The following is a 20,054-nucleotide window of genomic DNA, read 5'->3' as shown; positions in this document are numbered from 1 at the left end:
TCGGATGCGAGGCGTTCGGTAGCGGACGGCTGATGTGGCCTGCCGGGTGCAGGGCGGCCCGGGGTGCGCCGCGCGGAGCGGCCCGGGGGGTGCGCCGCGCCGCTCCGTGCGGCGCACCCCGGCCCATGTCCGGTTGCCTGGCCGGTCAGCCGTTGTCGACCTGCTCCTGTGCCTGCTGCACCTGTTGGGCGGCCGCCTCGGGGGTGAGCTCGCCCGTGGCGACGGCAGCGAGCGCGTCGCCCAGCGCGGTGTCCATCTCCGGGGTCTTCAGGTAGCGGGAGTACTGCACCTGGGGCATCCAGTCCTCGACGAAGGTCTGCCAGATCTGCTGCTGCTTGTCACTGGTGAACGTCTCCGGGTTGAGACCGGTCACCGCAGGCAGGTCGTTGAAGGTGTTGATCAGCTTCTGGGCGCCGGCTCCGGCGATCCAGTCGGTGAGCACCTGGCAGGCCAGGTCGGGGTCGTCGGTGTCCTTGGCGATGCCGAGCGCGACGTCGATACCGCCGACGAACTGCGGCTGCTGCGCCCCGCCGGGGATGGTCGGAAAGAGGAACGGCTGGTAGCCGGCCATGCCCTCGGACAGCGGCGGCAGCCCGGTCTTGGTCGGGTCGGACTGCTGGATCCACCAGGCACCGAGCGGGATCATCGCGGCGTTGCCGGCTTCGAACTGGTTGGCTCCGGAGGGGTACGCGTCCAGGCCGATCGCGCCCTGCTGGGCGATGCCGTCGGTGAACAGCTTCTGCCAGTAGGTGAAGGCCTCGACGAGCTGCGGGTTGGTCCACGAGTCGGTGCCGTCCTCGGCCTGGTAGACCAGACCGGGCGCGACGTTGTTGGCGATCTGCAGGAACACCACGTTACGCAGCCAGCTGTCCTTGGCCGGCAGCATGAACGGGGCGTATTCGCCACCGCCGTCGAGCTGGTCGACCACGGCGACAAGCTCGTCCCAGGTGGTGGGGATCTCGGCGCCCTGGGCTTCGAAGATCTCCGTGTTGGCCCAGAGGTTGACGGTCTGCACCAGCAGCGGCAGGGCGTAGAAGTTCTCGTCGCCGTCAGGGTTGCCCATCCGGGCCTGCTCCAGGCCGATCGGGTAGAAGCGGTCCTGCCAGTCGGCGCCCCAGGTGTTCTCGGCGCAGTCCTGCAGCGGCAGCAACTTGTCGCGGTACTGCTGGGTGAGCGCCCCGGGCTGCAGCCCGACGATGTCGGGCATGGTGTTGGACGAGGCCCGGGTCTGCAGGTCGACCAAGTACTCAGGGTAGTTGAAGATGGTGGCGTCGATCGTCGCGTCCGGGTGCTCCTCGGTGAACGCGGCGACCATCTGCTGGGTGGTCTGGTCGATCGGGCTCCAGGACCGGAAGGTCACCGTGGACCCGTCACCGTCGCCGGAACCCTCCTCGCTCGCACCCCCGGCGCATGCGGCGAGCCCTAGGCACAGCGCCGTCGCGGCCGCGACGACGTACGTCTTCCTGTGAGGTGTCACTCTCTCGTCCTTCCACCGGTTCGGACCGCAACCGGCCCGTGAATGAGAACGATTACATTACGGATGCTGCCGACTCAAGCCTCGATTGTCGCCATCCAGGCAGGCATCGTAACCCGTTCGTTACACTAGAGAAATTGATCAGCCACGACAGCGCTCGCCCCTTGCCGCTCGTTACTGTAATCGTTTACAGTCCTCCGATGTGCACCGTGAGCTGCTTGCTCGACTACTCGTCGTCACCTGGCATCGATCCGGCACCGACCAGGAACATCCGGGCGAGACTCGGCCACCGGGTAGCCTGTGTGCGCCACACGCACCAGGAACCGCCTCGGAGGGCGAGCTGTGACGACCATTCGTGACGTGGCCCGGCTCGCCGAGGTGTCCACCGCCACTGTGTCGCGGGTCTTCGCCGCCGACACCAACGTACGGCCGCAGACGGCCGAGCGGGTCCGGCGTGCCGCGATCGAACTCGGCTATGTGCCCAACTCACTGGCCCGAGGGTTGCGTCAGCAACGGTCCAGCGCGTGGGCACTGATCATCGCCGACATCGAGAACCCGTTCCTCACCCAGGTCACCCGCGGCGTCGAAGACGTAGCGCAATCCGCCGGATACTCACTGCTGTTGTGCAACACGGACGAAAGTCCAGAAAAGGAGAACGGCTACCTCAGCATCGCCGAACAGGCCCGCGTCAGCGGCGTGCTGATCACCCCGACTTCCGCGGACAGCCGCATCGACCAGCTGCTCGCCCGCGGCCTGCCGGTGATCGCCATGGACCGGCCGCTGCGCCGGGCCCTCGACGTGGACACCGTGCTGATCGACTCGCGCCGTGCCGCCCGAGCTGCTGTCGAGCTCATGATCGGCCGAGGCCACCAGCGGATCGCCTGCGTCACCGGACCGCAGCGGGTCTTCACCGCCAGCGAACGCGTGCTCGGCTACCGCGAAGCGCTCGAAGACGCCGGTATCGCGGTGGACGAGGCATTGATCCACTATGCCGACTTCAACCAGCAGGGCGGCCAGCAGGCGACCCGGCAGTTGGTCGGGGACCGCCAGGTGACCGCGATCCTGGTCGCCAACAGCATGATGGCCGTCGGTGTGCTGCAGGTGCTGCGGGAACATGGCATCGCACCCGGCCACGACATCGAGATCATCGCGTTCGACGACGCCCCGTGGACCGGGCTGCTCACTCCGGCGATCTCCGTGATCCACCAGCCGGCGTACGAGCTCGGTCAGGTCGCCGCCCGGCTGCTGCTCGAACGGCTGGAACAGCCCGAGCGCCGGGCACGCACCGTAATGCTCAACGCCACCCTGCCTACCACTCCCGAGCTGCCCACCCCGCGCGGCACCCCCGAGCCCTCGACCAACACCCCGACGATCTTGGACTTGTCGATGGATCTTCCGGACATAAGCTCTCGATAAGTCCAAGACATCCCGGCAAGGAGGCTCGATGGGCGGGCGGGCAGGCGGTCACGCGGTCGTACTCGGCGCGAGCATCCCCGGCCTGCTGGCCGCCCGAGTGCTCGCCGACGCACACGAGCAGGTCACCATCATCGAGCGAGACGAGCTGCCGGATTCCCACGGCGGACGGCGTGGTGTTCCGCAAGGCCAGCACCTGCACGCGGTACTCGCCCGCGGCAGCCAACCGCTGGACGAACTGTTCCCCGGACTCGTCCGCGACCTCGCCACCGCCGGGGTGCCCAGCGGCGACCTGCTCGGCGGGATCCGTTGGCTACAGTCCGGGCTCCGGATCAGTCGGATCGACATCGGACAGCCGGTGCTGTTCCCCAGCCGGCCGTTGCTGGAGTCACCAGTGCGGACCTGACCGTCGACGCCACCGGTCGCGGCTCCCGTACGCCGGTCTGGTTGGCCGCCCTCGGCTACCCGCAGCCGCAGGTCGGTGCCGGGGTCGGCGAGCAGGTGCAGGCCGCGACCCTGCGCGGGCAGCTGGCCGCCGGCGGTGCCCCGCGCTGGCGGCGGTTTCCGGGCGATGGCCCGGGTGGTGGACGTCCCGTGGGGCATCGCCCCGCCTGCACGGTGCCGCGGTGCGCGACCCGGCGTTGTCAGCGGCATTCGTCCGGGTGACCGGACTGTTGGATCGCCCGGAGGGCCTGTTGCGCCCGGACCGGGTCCTGCGGGTGCTCACGAAAGGCGCGTCGGTGACCGGTCGGTTCAACCGGCTTCCTGCCAAGCCTTGACGAAGGTCCGGATGAGATAACCGGCGGTGATCCAGCAGCTGATGGTTGGCAGCACGCGCAACTCCGTGGCGCCGAGCGCCATGGCGATCGTGATCGCCATGGCGAGCCCGCCGACGGCAACGGCGACGAAGCCGAGCGCCGCGATTCGCAGCTGCTGCGGGGTGCCGAGCGCCCTGAACCGGCTGAACGCACCGGCCCGCCGGGGAACCGGCGGCGGTTGTGGGACCTCCTGCGGGTCACGCGCGGGCAGATCGACACGAACCTGCGGCGGCACCGCCTCGTCCACCGGTTGCGTGGTCAGCCCTTGGTAGAGAGTCGGCTCGACGCGGATCGAGATGCCATCGTCGCCGACGAGTTGCCGACCGCCGTCGGGCCACGCGAGCAGCGCGACACAGCGGTCATAGTGGACTGTTGCGAACTCGTCGCTGCCGCTACTGGTCAGGCTCACCCCGTCGGACCCGACGACGAGCCGCTGGGACAGCCCGCCGAGCCCGGCGTGGCTGGTGCCGGTGACCATCGTGGCCGAGCCGGTCGGCGCGGCGACGAATCCGGCCCAGTCCGCCGTACATCCACGCGGTGTCATCAGCAGGGATGCGGCGAGCGCACTGGTCGCCACCTCGTGCACCGCTTCCGGAGTGACCTCCTTCAGCTGTCGCAGGAGGTCGTCGCTGGAGTCGACCCGTTGACGGGTGAGCAGGTTGAACGCGGCCGACGGCAACCTGGCTCCGTCGACGTCGGCGGTGGACAGCGCCTCGGTGGCCTTGCCGATCACCGCGGCGACGTCGGCGTCGTCGATCCGACCGATCCGGATCTTCGCCAGTACGTCGATGAAGCCGCCGAGCACCGCGTCCTGCTTTTCCGGCAGCGCGTCGGCGAGCGCGGTGATGGTCGCGTGTCCGTCGCCACGCGGCTCGTAGTTGGTGGCCGCGGTGTAGGACAGCCCGTCACGCTGACGCAGCGCCCGGAACAGTTCCCGCTCCAGCACTCCGGTGAACACGTTGGCGGCGACGTGACGCGCCACCACGGCGTCCACGGCGGTCGACCCACCCGGACCGGCGAAGTACGCCGGGGTCTCGGGCAGCGTCGACGACGGTGCCGGGACCGGCATCCGCTGCCCGGCCGGCAGGTCCAGCCGCAGGCCGGCCGGCAGATCCGCTCCGGCCAGCCACAGCACCGCGTTCTCCCGGGTGAAGTAGCGCCCGGCCCAGTCCTGCAGATCGTCGACGGTGATCGCGTTCAGCCCCCACTCGGGGAAGCTGACCAGGCCGAAGCCGCGGGCGCCGTAGCGCCACAGCGGCATCTGGTCCAACGCCGACGCGGTGCGGTTGCTCCATTCGGTACGCAGGATCGCCTTCTCCGTGGCCAACCGGCCGGCCGGCAATTCGCGCAGGGTCCGGCAGACACCGGTCAGGAACGTGGTGATGTCGTGGACCGACCCCTGCAGGTGAAAGTGGGTGACGAGGGTGTCGGTGGTGCCGTTGTAGTGGTAGTCGGCGGCGCCCAGCGGATGCAGCACGAGATGCTCCAGCAGGTGGGTGACGCCGCGACGGGCCAGCGTCTCGTCGGCCTGGCCCACTCGGAACATCAGTCCGGCGTGGCTGGGCCCGGTGGTCGGGGCGAGCAGCGCCGGTACCCCGTCGACCTCCAACTGCCTGATCATCGCCAGCCACCTTTCGCCACTGCCTTGCGCCGGAACTCGTCGAACGTCTGCACCGGATCACCGAAGTAGCCCCAGACGTCCTCGCTGACCAGGTTGCCGACGGCGGCGAAGTGCGGCGCCGCGGCGGCGTGGTCGCCGAGGAGGCTGAAGACGAGGGCGAACCGGCTGACCGCGTTGATCCAGCCGTACTGCTGGTCGAAGGCCGGGTGCAGCACGGACCGGGCAGCGGCCTCACCCAGCTCGGCACGGACCCGGGGGTCCTTGCGGTAGTCGTCCCGTTGCTTTGCCGCCAGGTCGAGCAGGTGCTCGACGTATGCCTGGGCGACCAGGGAGCCCTGCGCCGCACCGTCCGGTGCGGCGAGCATCGCCTCCCGGGCGAAGGAGTGCATCTCGTCGAACGAGCCACCCCACTTCGGGCAGATCTGCTGCAGGTACGTCAGCTGCCCCGGCAGGTGATGCGGGTCGCACTCGGCGAGCCGGTCGTAGCGGCGACGCGCCTCCGCCTGGCCGAGCTGCAGGCCGCGGGCGGTGATCAGGCGGCAGACCCAGAGCGCGGGGTCGGCTGGCTGGTACGCGACCGCGTCGATCAGCATCCGCTCGGCGCCGCGCAGAACCCGGTGGAACTCGCGGAACTGTTCCCGGCTGACGTGCTGGGCACGGGCGCTGGTCCGGACCTGCCAGGCCGCTGCGATCAGGCAGCTGCCGAGCAACGCGGCGGCGAGCCCGTCGGTCGGGTCGGCGTCGACCTGGCGCTGGGCGAGCACCGTGGCCCCGGGCAGCGAGCTGGCGTACCAGACCAGCTCGGTCCGGGCGGCCGGTGGTTGGCTGTCGGCCAGCGTGCGCAGCGCGACCCAGTCGCCGGCCGGCATGATGGCGCGCAGGTCGGCGAGTTCGCCGTGGGCGGTGGCGAGGTCGGTGGTGAGCGCGAGCGGCGGCGCGGCAGGCATGCCGGGCATCCTAGAGCGGGTGCGGTGGCCGCCGCCGACCGGTGATCGACCGGTTACCGAAATGCTCATGCCAGCAGGTCGGCCACCAGCCACGACGCCGACAATAGATTTATAAAGTTGGATTTTTCAGGCTGGCTGACTTGGCTGAACTTGGTAGGCTGGCGCGTCGTGACCTGGTCCCCGTCCCTGCGGTCCCGGCTGCCTGCGGTGCTACGACCGCTGCGCGCTCAGGTGCCGGTGCTCGTTCTCGTCGCCGTGGTGATCGGCGCGGCGGCAGTAGTGGCCGTCGGGCTGCGCCCGTCACCGACCACGCCCTCCCGGCCGGTCATCGTCACCAGCGGCGACTGGGCCCCGTTCGTCGGTCCCGACCTTCCCGGCGGCGGGCCGATCACCGAGTTGGTGTCGGCGGTGCTGAACCGGGCCGGCTACTCGCCCGAGATCAGCTACACGTCGTGGTCGCTGGCCGAGGAACAGGTCACCGCCGGCGCGGCACACGCCGTGTTCCCGCTGGTGGGCAGCCGGTCGAGACGGGCCGAGCTGTTGCTGTCCGATTCGCTGATCGACTTCGAGTACGTCTTGTTCTACGACCGGCGGGCCGGCACACCGCACGTCGACGCACCCGCCGATCTCGCGTCGCTGCGGGTCGGCGGGATCTCCGGCTACGACTACTGGGACGAGTTGGAAGCCGCCGTGCCCGAGATCGTGGAGTTCGAATCGACCCTGGAGGGTTTCCAGGCGCTCGCCGACGGCGAAATCGATCTGCTCGCCGAAGGGTTGCTTTCCGGGCAGGCGGTGCTCACCGGTGCGGCCTTCACCGGCGATGCCGCCGATTTCGGCTACCTGCGCGACGGCGGGCCGTTGGTCCGCTCCGTCGAAGGGCTGTACCTGATGATGGCGGACACCGCCGAGGCCGCCGCCGTCCTGGAACGGTTCGACCAGGTGCTGGCAGAGATGCGCCGGACCGAGGAGTACGCCAACCTCGTGGCCGGCTTGGCGAGCTCCATCGATGACCAGGTGACCCTCGTTCCGTCGGGCGGCAGCGGTCTGGTCGAACTGCTCGACGCCGATGGCGCGCTCGCCCTGCTCGCGCCCCGCGGCACCCGGGCCCAGGTGCTGAGCTGGCCCGACGAGTTCGTCACCGGCGCGACTTCGGCCACCCCCGGACCGGCGTCGGTACCGGTACTCGTACCGGTGAAGATCATCAAGGGTCCGGCGCAAGGCCGGGTGTTCCGCGTCGATGCCCGCGCCATCTCCCTGGACGGAACGGGCCGATGACCCAGTTGCGGATCCTCGCGCCGGTGGTGGTCGACTACTACGGCGCGCCAGGGGCGTCGCTGCGGGATCCGGTGGCGTACGCCCGGTTCTGGGCCGACCAGCAGCCGGCGGTCGACGCGTTGCTGGCCTCCCGGGTACCCCGGCCGGCAACCACTTCGGCCAAGGTGCCGCCGAAGCCGAAGCCGAAGCCGGGGCCGGAGTCAGAGCCGGGGCCGGAGTCAGAGCCGCTGGCGGCACCGGTCATCCGGCTGGAGCACGTGCACGCGACCAGTTCGCTGAACCTCTACCGGACGATCAGCGACCACGCGGTGGAGCGCCCGCCGCATCTGCTCACCGGCGTACTCGCCACCCGGCATCTGCCCGATGAGTTCGCCGGTGCCGGCAACACGGCGGCCGAGGCCGTACACGCCGGCATCGTCGAGATCAGCTTCCGGTTGTACGACCACGGCCTGATGCTGCTGGAACTGCTGACCGACATCAGCGCCTGGCTCGACGCCGCTACGGACGACGTCACCGACCGGCTGGACGCGGTGCAGGCCGAGGCGGTGGCGATGGGCGAACGCGTCGCCCGGGAGATCGTCTGCCGCTATCTGGATCCGGTCCTCGACATGCTGCGCCGGGCCGACCGCGAGCGGCGGATCATCATGGCGGCGACCGCCAGCGACGATCCGGTGCGGGCGGAGTTCGGCGAGGCGCTCTGGGTGACCCGCACCCTGATCGTGCCGCCGGGTACGCGCGGCGCCGACCGAATGGTGCGGCACTGGGTCAAGGATGTGGCGACCGCCGAGGATCGCACACCGGCCGAACGGCTCCTCGACGGCGGCTCCGACCATCTGGTGCGCTGGCTGAACTACCTGTTCATGGACCGGACCGGGGCCGGCGGCCGGATGCTGCCCGGCGACCCGTTCCGCGACCAGTGGGACGCGTTGCGCCACGCGCAGGTGTTCTACGGCGTACTGGACCGGATCGACACCCGGCTGTCGAAGATCCTCGCCGATTCGGCTGCGGCCACCTCCCGGTGGGACTTCGAACAGCTCAAGGGGCGGCTGACCACGCTGAGCCAACGGGCTGAGTTGATCATCATGGAGCAGCGGGACCTGGCGAAGTACCTCAAGCGCTCGGTACGGCTGGAGATGGACGCGATCCTGGACTTCTGGGACTGCGAGCAACTGCTGGAGCAACCCGTACGGTTCAAGATCGAACTGTGTGACCGCCGGCTCGGCGAGTTGGCGGCCCGCCGGACCGCCCGGTCGACGATGTTCACCGATCTCATCCTGCTCGGCATCGCGGTGACCTCGATCCTCGGCACCGCGCTGGCGGTCACCGAGTTCGGCCGGGCCGTCGCCAGCGACCCTGGCATGGCCGTCTACGACCTGGGCCGATCCAGCCTGGTCGGCTGGGTGGCCGCGCAGCCGGCGGACGCCATCCTCATCGCCTCCGGCACGTTGTCCGTCCTGCTCGTGGTGGTCTATCTGTTCTTCCGCCGGGACAACAGCGGGTGAGGACTGCGCTGCGCAGCCGGCCGATCCGCACCTTCCTGGCCATCCAGTTCCTGCTCGAGGTGCAGTTCTGGTTCCCGATCTGGCTGATCTACCTGCTGGATCTCGGCTTCTCGCTGACCACCGCGGTCCTCGCCGACGGCGTGTTCCGGCTGGTCACGGTAGCCTGTGAGTTTCCGGTCGGGGTGGTCGCCGACCGGGTCGGGCGCCGTCGTACCTACCTGGCCCTCGCCGCGATGGCAGTGCTGACGTTCACCGCGATCAGCCAGATCGGCTCGGTGGGGACGTTGTTCGCCGCCTGGGTGCTGTGGGGGGTGCTGTGGGCGCTCACCTCCGGCGCCACCGCCCCGTACCTGTACGAGCTGTGCGCGCGGGACCCGCTGCCGGTCGAACCCACCAAGGCGTTCGGGTTGGCCCGCGCGGTAGGGCACGCGTCGGTCTTCCTCTCCCTGCTCACCGCCGGCTACCTCTACGAAGCGGATCCCCGGGCGCCGTTCGCGGTCACCGCCGCGCTGGCGGCCGTGGCGTTGCTGCTGGTGCTGACCCTGCCTGAGGTGCCCCGGCCGCACGCTCCGACCACGCTGGCGGCGATCGCCGCCGACCTACGGGCCGCGCTAGCCCGACCGGCGGTACGCCGGGCCGTATGGATCGCGGTGCTGCTGCTGGTCCTCGGCTGGAGCGCCCGGATCCTGTTCCAGCCGCTCGCCCTGGAGCTGCGGCTGAGCGCCCGGACCACCGGATGGATGTACGCCGCGTTCGCCGCCGCCTCGGTGCTGGGCGGCCTGGCCGCCGGCCAGCTGTCCCGGCGGCGCCGGCGCGCCGCCCTGGCCACCGCCTTCCTGCTGATCCTCGGGTCACTTGCCGCCACCAGCCAGCTGCCCGGACTCGGGCCGTTCCTGCTGCTGCCGGTGATGGGCTTCGGCTACGTACTCGGCACCACGGTGCTGGAGGTGTTGACCAACGAGGTCACCCCGTCGGCGACCCGGGCGGCGATGTTCGGCCTGATCGCCGGCGCCGGTGGGCTGGCCATCGCGGTGGCCCGTCCCGGGCTCGGCATACTCGTCGAGGACCATCCGGTCACGCTCGGATTCGCGGTGTGGGCCCTGGTCGGTGTGCCGATCGCCGCCCTGGCACTACGCACCGTACGCCGGATCTGAACCCCGACGATCCTGGACTTGTCGAGAGAGATTCAGTCGCATTTGTCGCGCGATGAGTCCAAGATCGCCGGGGAGGGAGCGAGGGCTCGGGGTCAGCCGAGCAGCCGGGCCGGGTCCGCGGACTGGTCGGTCGCGGTCGTACGGGCGCGCGGGCGTACCTGCTCACGGGCTTCCGGAGCGAGCCTGGGCGGCCAACTGCCGGGTACCAGCACGCCGCTGTGGTACGCCCAGGCGACCAGTGCCGTGCGGTTGGTCACCCTGGCCTGCCGCAGCAGCGCGGTCACGTGGTACTCGACGCCCTTGCGGCTCAGATGCAGGCTGGCGGCCAACTCGGCGGTGGAGGCGCCGCCGGCCAGACCCTCCAGCACTCGGGCACCGACCTCGGTCAGCTGCGGGCGGCGTACCCGGGTTTCCGGGGTCAGCATCACCAGCACCGAGTCGGCCGGCGGCTCGGCGCCCCGGACCGCGATAGCGGTGACGTGGCAGGCGGCCAGCCGGGTATCGGCGGCGATCACCTCCGCCAGGCCGACGAAGTGCGGGTACGCGTCGGTCAGCAGGGCGCTGAACCGGTGCCGGAACCAGGCCCGACGGTCCGGATGCAGCATCAGCTCGAACGGCCGTCCGGCAAGCTGGCTCCCGGACCAGCCGAGCCACCTGGTCAGCCCGGCGGAGACCCGCACCACCCGGCCGTACCGGTCGAGCTGTACGGCGCGTGCGTCGGGCCGTAGCCGCAGCGGGCCGATCAGGTCGGGGTCGGCGCCACCGGCGGCTGACTCCGGTCGGGCAAAGCTGGCGATGCTGGCAGTCTCCACGGCGGTACGGTGCCCGGTCCAGCTGTCCATCCGACAGTCCATCTACTGCTCACTGGCGCGCCCCGCCCTACCCAGGTGCGCTGTCGGCGTACGGATACCACGTCGCGGGGCTCACCAAGTGGCAGCATCGACGGCCCGGCCGCGATTGTGGGACCCGCCGGGTCGGCGACCCGCTACCCGGGCACCCGTCGGTGCTGGAGCCGGCAGTCGGCCTGGACAGGCCGGCTGGCCGGACCGGCGCCAGGGCGGAACCGGCGGACGGAGCGGAACCGGCGGACGGAGCGGAGACGATGAATTGGACAAATTCCTCTTTCCATTCTAAATGTGATCCATATCACAGTCTTTGTCATCGATCGACTTCTTCTGTGCACATCCATTCTTTGCTATTTTCTGGAGACGCGACCGGCACGGGGAGGCGCCCATGAACATCGGGCTGTAACCATTAACAGGCGGATCTGGCGTCGTCGCCGCACCACCCTCGCGGCGACCTACCGGCATCAAGGACGTGGCCCAATGGCACCATCACTCGGCCACGTATCAATTTGTCCAACTGCCGACCGAGCGCGGCCCGGGCGAATGCTCCGCCGAGCAGCCACTGGGGATACATCGTGACCTTCGAGCTATGGAATCCCACTACCTACGATGCGCTTCGGCGCCAACTCATCCCATCGTTCGACCTGCTCTACGGCAGCGCGACGAGCGCCGTCGCCATGTCCGTACCGAGCCAGCCGCGAATCCTCGATCTCGGCGCGGGCACCGGCCTGCTCAGCGCCGCCGTCCTCGACCGAATACCCGGTGCGGCGGTCACGCTCGTCGACCATAGCGAGCGGATGCTCGGGCAGGCCAGAAATCGATTCAACGGCAATCAGCAGGTCGAGTTCATCGTCTCCGGACTGATGGATCCACTGCCCGCCGGCCCATTCGATGCGGTCGTTTCCGGATTGGCCATCCACCATCTGGAGCATCACGAAAAGCAGACACTGTTCCGGCGGATACCGCAGATTCTGCATCCCGGCGGGATGTTCGTCAACGTCGAGCAGGTGCTCGCTCCGCATCCGGAGCTCGAGCAGATGTACGACCGGCAGCACGAAGGCCACGTACACGCCGCCGGCACCCCGGCCGACGAGTGGGCCGCCGGGCGCGAACGCATGAAGCACGATATCTGTATCGACGTCGGCACCCAGCTCGGCTGGCTGCGGGAGGCCGGATTCGACATCGTGGACTGCCTGGCAAAGGACTGGCGGTTCGCCACCTACGCCGGATGGCTGGCACGATGACCGCCACCGGGCTGTACCAGGCCGTCCGCGACGTCGCCGACGACCGGGCCGGCACCGTGGCGGTACGCACCACCGACGGGCAGTCCACCAGCTACACCGGGCTGGTCGAGCTGACCGACCGGATCGCCGGTGGTCTCGCCGGGCACGGCGTACGCGCCGGCGACACCGTCGCCGTGGTGCTGCGCAACAGCATCGGATACGTCGCGCTGATCCTGGCCGTGGCCCGGCTCGGCGCCCGCTACGTCCCGCTGATGGCCAACTTCGACGACGCCGGAGTCCGAACCGCGCTGTCCCGGGCCCGGCCGGCCCTGCTGGTCACCGACGGGCACCGGCGGGTCGACGTCGACGGACTGCCCGTCGTCGACCTCGATCCGCTCACCATTGCCGACCCGTCCAGTTCGCCCGGTCCGACCGGTCCACAGACCCCGGACGCCCCGGACGCCCCGGACGCCCCGGACGCCCCGGCGGAACCCACCGCGATCTTCCGGCTGCTGTGGACCTCCGGCTCGACCGGCTTTCCCAAGATGATGGCCTGGCGGCAGGATCGGTTCGTCACCGAACGGCGCCGCTGGCTGGCCGATACCGGCATCCACGCCGACGACGTCTTCTTCTGCCGGCACACCCTCGACGTGGCGCACGCGACCGACCTGCACGTGTTCGCCGCCCTGCTGGCCGGCGCCGAGTTGGTGCTGGCCGATCCGCAGGCACCCGCCGAGGTACTGCTGGAGCAGTTGGCGGCGCACGCGACGACGGTGACCAGCGCCCTGCCGCAGCACTACGCCGATCTGGTGGACGCGGCCCGGGCACAGGGCCGGTTCCCGCTGCCGGCGTTGCGCCGCCCGCTGTGCGGTGGCGCCTATCTCAGCCCGGCCATCGTCCGCGACGCCGCCGATGTGCTCGGCATCCACCTCCGGCAGATCTACGGCTCGACCGAGTTCGGCCTGGCCATGGGCAACATGGCCGACGTGGTGCAGACCGACGGCGCACTGCTGCCGGTACGTGGCGTCGGCACCCGGCTGGAGCTGTTCGTGCCCGGCCACCCCGACGTCGGTGAGCTGGTGCTCTACTCCGACTGCACCAGCGAAGGGTACGTCGACGCGCCGGAGGCGAACGCCCGCACCTTCCGCCGACCCGAATTCTTCACCGGCGACGTCGCGCGGCGCAGCCCACACGGGACGTACCGGATCCTGGGCCGGGTGTCCGAGACGCTGGCCGGCGCGACCGGTCCGCTGCTCGCCCCGGTGCTCGACGAGGAACTCACCGCCGCCGGGGCCGTCGCGGCGGCGGTCAGCCTGGCCGTACACCCCGGGGGCTACCGCGACGAGGTGGCGGTGGCCGCCGTGGCCGCGGATGGGCACTCCGATCAGGACGCCACCAAGACCATCGCGGAGATCCTGGCGGCGCACGGGCTGGTCGGCACCGTACGGATCGTGCCGGCCATCCCCCGGACCCCGGTCGGCAAGGTCGACAAGCCGTTGCTGCGTACCATGTTGGGCCTTTCCGGGGGCGTACGATGACCGGCCCGGACTTCGGTCCCGGCACCGGCGCCGGCCCCGACCTCGATGCGGGGCCGGCGCTGGTGATGGTCCCCGGGCTGGCCGGCACCGCCGAATTCTTCGCCGGCACCGTCGCGCGTCTCGCCGGACGGCTCCGGATCGTGGTGGTGGAGCTTCCCGGACACGGTGGCAACCCGACCGCCGGTCGCCCGGCCAGCCTGGCCCGGGCCGTCGACGACCTGTACAAGGCCATCGAAGAACGCGACCTGGCCGACGTCACCCTGCTCGGCTGGTCGCTCGGCGCGACCGTGGCGTACGGCTACCTGGAACGCTTCGGCACCGCCCGGGTGAGCGGGCTGATCTCCGTCGAGCAGACCCCGCGCCTGGTGGTCGACGACAGCTGGCCGTACGGGGCGTTCGGCTCGCTCGACACGGACGGAGCCAACGCCACCGTACGCAGCGTCACCAACGACTACCCCGCGTTCGCCGCTGGCCTGGTCGGCAGTTCCTTCGCCGCCGGCAGCGAGCCCGACCCGGCGGTACTGGCCGAGTTGACCGCACAGGCACAGGGCTGCGCGCCGGACGCCGTACAGGCACTGTTCGGCGACGCCGTGGCCGCCGACTGGCGGGAACGGATCCGTGCCATCACGGTGCCGACCCTGCTCGTGCACGGCGCCCGCAGCCAGGTCTACCCGGGTGATCTCGGCCGCTGGCTACGCGACGCGATGCCGGCGGCCCGGCTGGAAATGTTCGATCACAGCGGCCATCTGCCGTTCATCGAGGAACCCGACCGGTTCGCCCGGCTCGTGGCGGCTTTCGCCGGTCGCCCGGTCGACGGTTGAACCGCGCCCACCCCGTCCCAGGCAAGGCGACGCAGCGTACAGGAGGCGGCAGTTGACCGACACCACGGCCGCGCCCACCAAGGTGCGGCGACTGAGCTGGATCTATCCCGACCGGGGCACCGCCTGGCTGCGGCGGGCCGAGGAGGAGGGCGTCTGGGGACCGTACCGCAAGGTCGCCGCCGACCTCGGGCTCGAACTCACGCTGAACAAGCCGGAGGAGGTCGCGGTCGACGCCACCGACCCCGCACGGCCCAAGATCTACCTTGACGGCGACCCGGTCACCCCGGCCGACACCATCTTCGTGACCTCGCTGTACTCGCTGCCGCACCAGACCCAGGACGTGTGCAACCAGCTGTTCCTGTTCACCATCCTGGAGCGGCTCGGGTTCTACCTGCCGATCCCACCGGCGCTGTCCTACATCGGCGAGGACAAGCTGGCCACCGTGCTGCATCTGGCCGACAGCCCGGTCCCGATGCTGCCGACGGTGCGGGTGGGCAGCGGCCGGGAGGCGATGGCCGGACACAACGACGCCGCGCTGGCCGCCCTGCCGTTCCCGATGATCGTGAAGCCGGCGTACTGGGGCATGGGCCTGGGCATCTCGGTGGTGCACAACATGCACGATCTGAAGGGTGTCATCGGGCTGGCCGGCGGCTCCGACACCGCGCTGGTCGCCCAGCCGTACCTGCCCGGCGTGCGGGAACAGCGGGTGTACGTCGTCGACGGGCAGGCGCACACCGTGCTGTACGGGGTCAAGGACGGCTACTGCCTGATGGTCACCAAGGCCACCGGGGGGCGGCACGAGCGGGGCTACTCCGGCCTGCCGGCGGAACTCGCCGACGCGGTGGCGTACGCGGCGCAGCGGCTGCCGACGCCGTACTTCACGCTGGACTTCCTGCACGACGGCGAGCGGCACTGGATCTCCGAGATCGAGCTCGACGGCGCGGTGGGCTTCAACGGCATCCCCGAGCAGGACGCCGCCGGGCGGGATATCGTCCGGGCCCGTTTCCAGGCGTACCTGGCCGGACACGCCAGCCGGACGGCGGTCGGCGGCGATCGGACGGCGGTCGGCGGCGACGGTCGGCCGGCGGCCGGTGAGGAGCGCCGGTGATAGGCGCGGTGCCGTGGGACGGCCTGCTCGACCAGGCCCGGCTGATCGCGAAATGCGGCGGCCCGGTCGTGCCGGAGGAGGCCGTCAGCCTCGCCGATCTGGCGGTCACCGGCCCGGACGAGATCTTCACCGTGTCACGGGCGGTCACCAGGCCCACCGGGGGTGTGCTGATGTCCAGCGGCGGCACCACCGGTCGGCCCAAGCTCACCTTCGTCGCGTACCACCAGGCGATCGACCGGCTGCTGGCACAGTGGCGGCCGTTGGACACCGGTGATCTGTTGCTCAATCTGTTCACTCCCGGCCGGTTGTGGGCCTCGCACTACTACATGCAGGCGCTGGCCCAGCGTTGCGGCAGCGACGTGGCTCCGTTCGGCCCGATCGGCCCGGACGAGGTCGCCGAATGGCTGCCGTTGCTGCGCCGGCTGCGGGTCAACGCGGTGGCCGGCACGCCGACCGCCCTGGCCGACCTGGCCCGTGGGGTGCTCGACGCCGGCGGGCGGACGCCGATCGAAAAGATCATCTGGATGGCCGAGCCTTGGACCGAGGAGAAGGAAACCGTGGTACGGGCGGCGTTCGACCAGGTGCGGTTGTGGGGCAACTACGGCTCGGTGGAGACGTACGTCATCGCCACCAGCACCCCCGCGTGCGGCACCTCGGTGCTGCATCTGATGCCGGACCAGGTGCTGGAGCCGGACGACGGCGGTGCCCTGCTGTCCCGGGTGGGTGACGGCTGGACGGTGCCGACCGTGCGCTACCGCCTCGGGGACCGGGTCGCGGCGGCGCGGTGCGGCTGCGGCCGGTCGGACGGGCTGCGGGTGCTCGGGCGGGCCGACGACGCGATCAAGCTGGGTGGCGCGCTGGTCGGGATCGGCACCGTGTTGGCGGTGGTCAAGGGCGAGCCGGGAGTACGCGACGCGCAGTTGGTGCTGGCCAGGGCGGCCGGCGAACGGCACTCGGTCAGCAAGCTGACCGTCCACTTCACCGGTGAGGCCACGGTGGATGCGGTCCGGCGGCGGCTGCTGCACCAGTTCTACGATCTCGGCGTGATAGCCAGACACGAGCCGGACGCGGTCGCGGTCGAGCGGGTGGACCGGCTGCACCGGGTGGAACGCACCAACAAGATCCCGCCGATGGTGTGGCTGGAGCAGGTGGCATGAGCGCCCAGAACAGCACCGCCGCGGACAGCGCCACCCCGGACGGCACCGCCGCGGGCCGGCAACCGGTGCTGGCGAGGGTGCGAGGCAACCCGTGGGCGGTGCTGGCCGTACTGGCGCTGGCGTACTTCCTCACCCAGCTCGACGTCGCGGTGCTGGCCGTCGCGGTGCCCAGCATCATGGCCGATCTGGGTGCCTCGGCAGACCAGGTGGTGTGGTCGCTGAGCGCCTACATCTTCCTGCTGGCGATGGCGCTGATCACCGCCGGACGGCTCGGTGACCTGTACGGTCGTCGCCGGATCTTCCTGATCGGCGTCGCCGTGTTCACCGCCGCCAGCATCGGGGCCGGTCTGGCGCAGAGTCCCGGGCAGCTGATCGTGGCCCGGGCCGCGCAAGGGCTCGGTGCCGCCCTGCTCACCCCGCAGACGCTGGCGCTGTTGATGGAGGTCTTCCCACCGGACCGACGCGGGATGGCGTTCGGCATCCGGGGCGCGGTCGGCGGAGTGGCGGCGATCAGCGGACCGGCCGCCGGCGGAGTGCTGGTCAGCACCCTCGACTGGCGCTGGATCTTCTACCTGAACGTACCGCTCGGTCTGGTCATGCTCGTGATCGGCGCCCTGGTGCTGCCGGAGATCACCGAACGGACCCGGCACCGCCTCGACGTGACCGGCGTGGTGCTGGCCTCGGCGGCGTTGTTCTGCCTGGCGTTCGGCATCAGCCAGGGCGAACGGTACGGCTGGGGCGCCGGCATCTGGACCCTGCTCGGACTGTCCGGGCTGCTGGTGGTGGTCTTCCTGGCACAGCAGCGACGGCGGCAGGAGCGGGAGCCGCTGGTGCCGTTCACGCTGTTCCGGCAGCGCAACTTCCCGCTGATGAACGCCTTCTCGCTGACCACCTCGGGCACGGTGATCGGCCTGGTGCTGGTGCTGTCGCTGTACTTCCAGCAGGTACTGGGCCTCAGCCCGTGGGCGGCCGGGTTGATGATCGTGCCGGCGTCGCTGTTCTCCACCCTGCTGGATCCGCTCGCCGGCAAGCTCGCCGACCGGGTCCAGGGGCGGTATCTGCTGCTGGTCGGCGCGGTGTGCACGGTCGCCGGCATGGGGTGGGCGGCGGTCGAGATGCGCCACGGCGCGACGTGGGTGGCGTTCGTTGCCCCGATGTGTGTGATCGGCGTCGGCAACGCGTTCCTGTTCACCCCGCTGGCCGTGGTCGCGCTGTCCGGCGTCCGACCGCAGGCGGCCGGTGCCGCCTCCGGGGTGCTGATCACGGCGTTGCAGATCGGGTCGATGCTCGGTGCCGCCGTGGTCGGCGCGCTGTTGCACACCCGGGCCGGCGAGGTGGTCAGCGCCGGGTCGGCGCGCGCGGCGATGCTGCTGCTGGCCGGGGTGGCGGTGCTCGGCGGTCTCGCCTGCCTGGCCGCCGGCCCGAACCTGGCCCGCCCGACCCTGGCCAGCACGAAACCGTTGCCGTAGGCTCTCCGGCTATCCACAGCAGCGCACGGGTCGCCAACTCCTCAGAGAATCCTCAGAATTTCCCCAAGTAATGGCCGTGCCGGCTGTCCGATGATCAGTCGGTCCCGGACGACCGCCGGTCGCGATCAGATCTGCGTCGGCGGCGCTGGACGGAGAACGAAAATCATCGAAATAGACGGCGATAGGGAGCAGGCAGTGAGTCGGGTATACGGCGACCCCGCCCGGGCACGACAGTCGTTGGCAGCGACAACCGCCCCGGTCGCCCCGCGCGGCATTCCGCCGATGACGCTGGCACGCGTGGTCTTGTGGGCCGTCGTACTGGTCAACCTGCTGATCGTCGAGGCACTGTTCTTCACGCACGGCGGCGGAAAGAACTGGGTGCTGACCATCGCCAAGTTCTTCGGCCTGCACGCGGCGCTGATCATGATGTTCCAACTGACGCTGGTGGCCCGCATTCCCTGGCTGGACCGTCGGATCGGAATGGACCGATTGACTGCCTGGCACCGCCTGGTCGGGTTCGGCCTGTTCTGGACGGTGATGCTGCACGCGGTGTTTGTGATCGCCGGTTACGCGACCCTCTACGACATGGGGTTCGGGGAGACGTTCTTCAGCCTGGCCGGTGTGCTCGCCTCGCTGCTCGGCATCATCGCCGCCGGCATCATGATCGTGGTGGTCGGGGTCTCCATCCGGTACGCCCGGCGGCGCCTGCCGTACGAGACCTGGCACGCGGTGCACGTGCTGATCTACCTGGCGCTGCTGGCCGGCCTGTTCCACCAGATGATGGAAATGACCACGTTCGCCTCCTCGGCCCTGGCCAACGCCTACTGGTGGCTGTTGTGGACGCTGGTCCTCGGAGCCCTGATCGTCAACCGGGTCGCCGTGCCGCTGTGGCGCAACGCGTACCACCGGTTCCGGGTGGCCGCGGTGGTGCCCGAAGCGGACAACGTCACCTCGGTGTACGTCACCGGCCGGCATCTGGATCGGCTACCGGCCCGCGCCGGCCAGTTCTGCGTCTGGCGCTTTCCCGGGCACAACCGCTGGTGGCAGGCGAACCCGTTCTCGTTGTCTGCGGCACCGGACGGGCGCACGCTGCGGCTGACCGCGAAGGCCGCCGGAAAGACCAGCGCCGGGCTGCGGCACCTGAAGGTCGGCAACCGGGTCTTCATCGAGGGTCCGTACGGGGCCTTCACCAACCTGCACCGCAAGCGGGAGAACACGCTGCTCATCGCCGGCGGCGTCGGTGTCACCCCGATCCGGGCGCTGTTGGAGGAGTCCGGCGGCTCGACGGTGGTGCTCTACCGGGCGGCCAAGGAGACCGACGCGGTGCTGCTGGGCGAACTGCACGGGCTGGCGGCGGCGCGGGGCGCTCAACTGCATCTGCTGACCGGCCGCACCGGATCCGGGTCGCCGCCGAACCGGCCGTTCGACCCGGAGAACCTGCTCGCCCGGGTGCCGGACATCACCGAACGCGAGGTCTTCGTCTGCGGTCCGCCCGCGATGACCACAGCCGTGGTCGACGCCGTGCGCGCCATCGGGGTGCCGAGCGCCCAGATCCACGCCGAACGCTTCGGCCTCGGCTGAGGTCGGGCCGACCGCGAACCGTAGAGCCTGATCGGCCGGTGTGCATTGGTGTCGCCAGCGCACCGGCCTCAGGTGCTCCTCAGAAAATCCTCAACTCGCCGCCAAGCG

The 20,054-nt window shown here is 70.3% G+C and carries 17 protein-coding genes; 13 read left to right on the top strand and 4 right to left on the bottom strand.

Annotated elements, in window-relative coordinates; genetic code table 11:
• Window positions 1–145: 145 nt before the first annotated feature.
• Complete coding sequence (locus ACN27F_RS23840; RefSeq protein ID WP_421437090.1) at window positions 146–1,477, bottom strand: ABC transporter substrate-binding protein; 1,332 nt, start codon at window positions 1,475–1,477, stop codon at window positions 146–148.
• Between the two features lie 339 nt (window positions 1,478–1,816).
• Between ACN27F_RS23840 and ACN27F_RS23835 the strand changes: the two genes are divergently transcribed.
• The 3 genes from ACN27F_RS23835 to ACN27F_RS23825 are packed head-to-tail and all read left to right on the top strand — an operon-like array spanning window position 1,817 to window position 3,553.
• A complete protein-coding gene (locus ACN27F_RS23835) occupies window positions 1,817–2,890 on the top strand; it encodes a LacI family DNA-binding transcriptional regulator (protein WP_421437088.1) in 1,074 nt (357 codons plus the stop codon).
• A gap of 28 nt (window positions 2,891–2,918) precedes the next feature.
• Window positions 2,919–3,293 carry a hypothetical protein gene (locus ACN27F_RS23830; protein ID WP_421437085.1) on the top strand — a complete coding sequence of 125 codons (375 nt, stop codon included), beginning with the start codon at window positions 2,919–2,921 and terminating at the stop codon, window positions 3,291–3,293.
• Window positions 3,294–3,334: 41 nt separating this feature from the next.
• Complete coding sequence (locus tag ACN27F_RS23825) at window positions 3,335–3,553, top strand: hypothetical protein (protein WP_421437082.1); 219 nt, start codon at window positions 3,335–3,337, stop codon at window positions 3,551–3,553.
• A gap of 87 nt (window positions 3,554–3,640) precedes the next feature.
• On the opposite strand, the gene ACN27F_RS23820 is transcribed toward ACN27F_RS23825, so the two are convergent.
• The gene (locus ACN27F_RS23820; RefSeq protein ID WP_421437079.1) at window positions 3,641–5,326 is read right to left on the bottom strand and encodes a M16 family metallopeptidase; all 1,686 of its coding nucleotides are present in this window, start codon (window positions 5,324–5,326) and stop codon (window positions 3,641–3,643) included.
• Window positions 5,323–6,273: a hypothetical protein gene (locus ACN27F_RS23815; RefSeq protein ID WP_421437076.1), complete on the bottom strand. Its 951-nt coding sequence runs from the start codon at window positions 6,271–6,273 to the stop codon at window positions 5,323–5,325. Before ACN27F_RS23815 ends, ACN27F_RS23820 begins: the two co-directional genes overlap by 4 nt.
• A 168-nt stretch (window positions 6,274–6,441) precedes the next feature.
• Here ACN27F_RS23815 and ACN27F_RS23810 point away from each other — a divergent pair, with 168 nt between their 5' ends.
• From ACN27F_RS23810 to ACN27F_RS23800, 3 genes are read left to right on the top strand one after another with little or no spacing between them, the layout of a single operon-like run.
• Entirely contained in the window at window positions 6,442–7,548 is a 1,107-nt protein-coding gene (locus ACN27F_RS23810) for a substrate-binding periplasmic protein (RefSeq protein WP_421437073.1), read from the top strand.
• Window positions 7,545–9,050, top strand: a complete 1,506-nt coding sequence (locus ACN27F_RS23805; protein WP_421437071.1) for a hypothetical protein — start codon at window positions 7,545–7,547, stop codon at window positions 9,048–9,050. The genes ACN27F_RS23810 and ACN27F_RS23805 overlap by 4 nt, the downstream gene beginning before the upstream one ends.
• The gene (locus tag ACN27F_RS23800; protein ID WP_421437070.1) at window positions 9,047–10,204 is read left to right on the top strand and encodes an MFS transporter; all 1,158 of its coding nucleotides are present in this window, start codon (window positions 9,047–9,049) and stop codon (window positions 10,202–10,204) included. Before ACN27F_RS23805 ends, ACN27F_RS23800 begins: the two co-directional genes overlap by 4 nt.
• Window positions 10,205–10,296: 92 nt before the next feature.
• On the opposite strand, the gene ACN27F_RS23795 is transcribed toward ACN27F_RS23800, so the two are convergent.
• The gene (locus ACN27F_RS23795) at window positions 10,297–11,046 is read right to left on the bottom strand and encodes a LuxR C-terminal-related transcriptional regulator (protein WP_421437068.1); all 750 of its coding nucleotides are present in this window, start codon (window positions 11,044–11,046) and stop codon (window positions 10,297–10,299) included.
• Window positions 11,047–11,624: 578 nt separating this feature from the next.
• Here ACN27F_RS23795 and ACN27F_RS23790 point away from each other — a divergent pair.
• From ACN27F_RS23790 to ACN27F_RS23760, 7 genes are all read left to right on the top strand, one after another.
• Window positions 11,625–12,293, top strand: coding sequence for a class I SAM-dependent methyltransferase (locus tag ACN27F_RS23790; RefSeq protein WP_421437065.1), 669 nt, complete (start codon window positions 11,625–11,627; stop codon window positions 12,291–12,293).
• Window positions 12,278–13,810: a class I adenylate-forming enzyme family protein gene (locus tag ACN27F_RS23785; RefSeq protein WP_421437063.1), complete on the top strand. Its 1,533-nt coding sequence runs from the start codon at window positions 12,278–12,280 to the stop codon at window positions 13,808–13,810. The genes ACN27F_RS23790 and ACN27F_RS23785 overlap by 16 nt, the downstream gene beginning before the upstream one ends.
• Complete coding sequence (locus ACN27F_RS23780; protein WP_421437061.1) at window positions 13,807–14,631, top strand: alpha/beta fold hydrolase; 825 nt, start codon at window positions 13,807–13,809, stop codon at window positions 14,629–14,631. The genes ACN27F_RS23785 and ACN27F_RS23780 overlap by 4 nt, the downstream gene beginning before the upstream one ends.
• 52 nt (window positions 14,632–14,683) lie before the next feature.
• Window positions 14,684–15,739, top strand: a complete 1,056-nt coding sequence (locus tag ACN27F_RS23775) for an ATP-grasp domain-containing protein (protein ID WP_421437058.1) — start codon at window positions 14,684–14,686, stop codon at window positions 15,737–15,739.
• Window positions 15,736–16,896 (top strand): AMP-binding protein, encoded by a 1,161-nt coding sequence (locus ACN27F_RS23770; RefSeq protein ID WP_421437056.1) that lies wholly within the window; start codon window positions 15,736–15,738, stop codon window positions 16,894–16,896. Before ACN27F_RS23775 ends, ACN27F_RS23770 begins: the two co-directional genes overlap by 4 nt.
• Entirely contained in the window at window positions 16,893–18,365 is a 1,473-nt protein-coding gene (locus ACN27F_RS23765) for a DHA2 family efflux MFS transporter permease subunit (RefSeq protein WP_421437054.1), read from the top strand. The genes ACN27F_RS23770 and ACN27F_RS23765 overlap by 4 nt, the downstream gene beginning before the upstream one ends.
• A 195-nt stretch (window positions 18,366–18,560) precedes the next feature.
• Window positions 18,561–19,946 carry a ferric reductase-like transmembrane domain-containing protein gene (locus ACN27F_RS23760; RefSeq protein ID WP_421437051.1) on the top strand — a complete coding sequence of 462 codons (1,386 nt, stop codon included), beginning with the start codon at window positions 18,561–18,563 and terminating at the stop codon, window positions 19,944–19,946.
• The last annotated feature ends 108 nt before the right edge of the window (window positions 19,947–20,054 follow it).

The sequence above is a fragment of the Solwaraspora sp. WMMB335 genome (assembly GCF_049179075.1).
Taxonomy (GTDB): Bacteria; Actinomycetota; Actinomycetes; order Mycobacteriales; family Micromonosporaceae; genus Micromonospora_E.
The sequence above is the reverse complement of the archived record's forward strand: the minus strand, read 5'-3'. Positions and strand labels throughout refer to the sequence as shown.

Excerpts from the sequence above, each read along its gene's own strand:
- ACN27F_RS23830 (WP_421437085.1), top strand. The coding sequence starts at position 2,919 with ATGGGCGGGCGGGCAGGCGGTCACGCGGTCGTACTCGGCGCGAGCATC.
- ACN27F_RS23820 (WP_421437079.1), bottom strand. The coding sequence starts at position 5,326 with ATGATCAGGCAGTTGGAGGTCGACGGGGTACCGGCGCTGCTCGCCCCG.
- ACN27F_RS23815 (WP_421437076.1), bottom strand. The coding sequence starts at position 6,273 with ATGCCTGCCGCGCCGCCGCTCGCGCTCACCACCGACCTCGCCACCGCC.
- ACN27F_RS23805 (WP_421437071.1), top strand. The coding sequence starts at position 7,545 with ATGACCCAGTTGCGGATCCTCGCGCCGGTGGTGGTCGACTACTACGGC.
- ACN27F_RS23795 (WP_421437068.1), bottom strand. The coding sequence starts at position 11,046 with ATGGACAGCTGGACCGGGCACCGTACCGCCGTGGAGACTGCCAGCATC.
- ACN27F_RS23785 (WP_421437063.1), top strand. The coding sequence starts at position 12,278 with ATGGCTGGCACGATGACCGCCACCGGGCTGTACCAGGCCGTCCGCGAC.
- ACN27F_RS23780 (WP_421437061.1), top strand. The coding sequence starts at position 13,807 with ATGACCGGCCCGGACTTCGGTCCCGGCACCGGCGCCGGCCCCGACCTC.
- ACN27F_RS23765 (WP_421437054.1), top strand. The coding sequence starts at position 16,893 with ATGAGCGCCCAGAACAGCACCGCCGCGGACAGCGCCACCCCGGACGGC.